General features: G+C 68.8%; 1 protein-coding gene. It reads right to left on the bottom strand.

Annotation, left to right across the window (positions count from 1 at the left end; genetic code table 11):
• Positions 1–2643: beta strand repeat-containing protein (locus tag P5F91_RS19220; protein WP_277907964.1), on the bottom strand; the 2643-nt coding region annotated here is incomplete at both ends.

Below are 2643 nucleotides of genomic sequence, written 5' to 3'. Positions count from 1 at the left end.
ATCGTTCAGGCCGGCCAGGTACAGGCTGTTGCCGCCAACCGAACCCGTGACCTCCATGCCCGTCACGTCGGAGCTGTAGCTGAGACCGGTGTACCCAGAACCAACACCGCCGGTCACCAGGGCGACCGTGCCGCCCACGCCCGCCAGCATGTTAAGCGTGCCGGGCACGCCGGTGACGGCAATGGTGCCACCCGTCAGCACCGCCGCACCCGTGACCGACAGGCGGTTGCCATAGGCCATCATCAGCGCGCCCGCCGACTGGCCGTAGTTGCCGGTGACGTTGAGAAGGGTGTTGAGCACCACGGACGCGCCACTGTTGACCAGGGTACCGGCGCCGACGTTGACGTCGTCGTTCAGCAGCAGGCTACCGGAGGCCAGCACTACGTTGGACAGGGTGTTGGTGATGAGCCCCTTGCCCGACTGGCCGGTGAAGGTGCCGACGGTGCCGCCCGCGCCGCCGGTGATGGTCAGCGCGTTGGCGCTGGCGTTGACGATGTTGCCCTGGATCACCCCGCTGTTGGCCAGGGCGCCCAGGCTGCCCGTGCTGGCGATGTACAGGGCCGTGGCGCCGCTGAGCGTGCCGGTGTTGTTGATGCTGCCCAGCACCGTGCCGACATAGTCGGTCGTCACCGCCATCAGCAGGTCCAGGTTGCCCGCCACCGTGGCGATGGACGACGTCGCCCCCAGGCCCGTCAGGCCGGCCGTGGCAATGGTAACGCCGGTGTAGCTGGACCCCGCCCCGCCCTGCACCAGGGTATAGGCGTTGCCCGCCAGGTAGTTGCTGGTGCCGGACAGGCTGACCTGCACCGCGCCGCCGGTGATGCTGGCGGTGCCGCTGACCGTCAGCTGGGCCGTACCGGGGTTGACCATCAGCGTGCCGGCATTCTGGCTGTAGTTGCCGGTGATGCTGATGTTGCCCGCCAGCGCCAGGCTGGCGCCGGTGTTGCGGACCGTGTTGGCGCCAACGTTGATCTGGTCGTTCAGCGACAGCGCGCCGGAGCTGAACACCACGTTGGCCGAGGTGTTGGTAATGGTGCCGACGGTGCCGCCGGCCCCCGTGAACGTGCCAACCAGGCCGCCCGTGCCGCCAGCGATACTCAGGTCGTTGCCGCTGTAGTTCTGGATGTTGCTCCGGATCAGCCCGCTGTTGACCAGCGTGCCGATACGGCCGGCCCCCGTCAGCAGCAGGGCGTTACCCTGGCCGCTGATGGTGCCGCTGTTGACCAGGCTGCCGATGGTGCCGTTGTTCAGGTAGATCGCCGAATAGCTGGCGATCAGCCCGCTGTTGGTCAGCGTATTGATCAGCCCGGCGTTGGCGATGCCGCTGGCGGCGTTCGTGTTCGTGGTCCGGATGGTGCCGCTGTTGTTCAGCGACACGATGGTGCCGTTGCTGAGGTTGTACAGGCCCGGCTGCGGCCCCATGATCAGGCCGGCGTTGACCAGGCTGAGGATGGTGCCGCCGCTGTTGAGCAAGCCGCCGCCCAGGGTGCCGCCCGCCTGAATGGTGCCGCCGGCCTGGTTGATGACGGTGCCGATGGTGCCCTGATTATAGAGGGCGTAGCCGCTGACGCTTCCCTGCGCGCTGATCAGCCCGCTGTTGGTCAGGCTGCCCAGGGTGCCCACCACCCGGACGCCGGCCGCCGTGGACCCGCCGTTGCCCGCCAGGGTTCCGCTGTTGACCAGCGTCCCCAGGCTGCCGGTGCCGTAGGCCACGAACAGGGCCGTCGGCGCGGTGTTGATGGTGCCGGTGTTGGCCAGGGTGGGCAGGATGGTGCCAACGTAGTCGTTGACCGACACGGCCAGCAGGTTGTTGCCCGCGGTGGTGCCGTTCAGCACCAGCGGGAACAGACCCGACTGGACGCTGACGCCGGTGTAGCTGGACCCGGCGCCGCCCGCCACCAGCGTGCCGCCCGCCTGGCCCGCCAGATAGTTGACGTTGGACTGCAGCGTGGTGGCGACCGTGCCCCCCGTCAGGACGGCGGCGCCCGTGACCGACAGGCGGTTGCCGTAGCCCAGGTCCAGCCGGCCCGCCGACTGGCCATAGTTGCCGGTGACGTTGAGAAGGGTGTTGAGCGCCACGGACGCGCCGCTGTTGACCAGGGTGCCGGCGCCGACGTTGATGTCGTCGTTCAGCACCAGGCTGCCGGAGGCCAGCACCACGTTGGACAGGGTGTTGGTGATGAGCCCCTTGCCCGACTGGCCGGTGAAGGTGCCCACGGTGCCGCCCGCGCCGCCCGCGATGGTCAGGTCATGGCTGGACAGGTTGTTGACAGCACCGGCGATGGTGCCGGTGTTGCTGAGCATGCCCAGGCTGCCCGTGCCGGCGATGACCACCGCCGTGCCCGCGCTCAGGCTGCCCGTGTTGGTCAACGTCGCCAGCGTGCCGCCGACATAGTCGTTGTTGTAGGCCAGCAGCAGATTGACCAGCGTGCCTACTGTGCCCAGCCCCGCCGTGGCGCTGAGGCCGGCGGCGCCGGCCGCCACCACGGTCACGCCGGCGAAGCTTGAAATCGACAGAGCCGAGCCCAGCGTGGCGGAGTTGCCCGCCAGGTAATTGCCGGTGCCGGCCAAGCTGGCCAGCACCGTGCCGCCGATCATGGACGCGCGGCCGGTGATGCTCAGCTGGCTGGTGCCTGGGGTGAT

Source organism: Nitrospirillum amazonense (assembly GCF_029594735.1).
Taxonomy (GTDB): Bacteria; Pseudomonadota; Alphaproteobacteria; order Azospirillales; family Azospirillaceae; genus Nitrospirillum; species Nitrospirillum amazonense.
The sequence above is the reverse complement of the archived record's forward strand: the minus strand, read 5'-3'. Positions and strand labels throughout refer to the sequence as shown.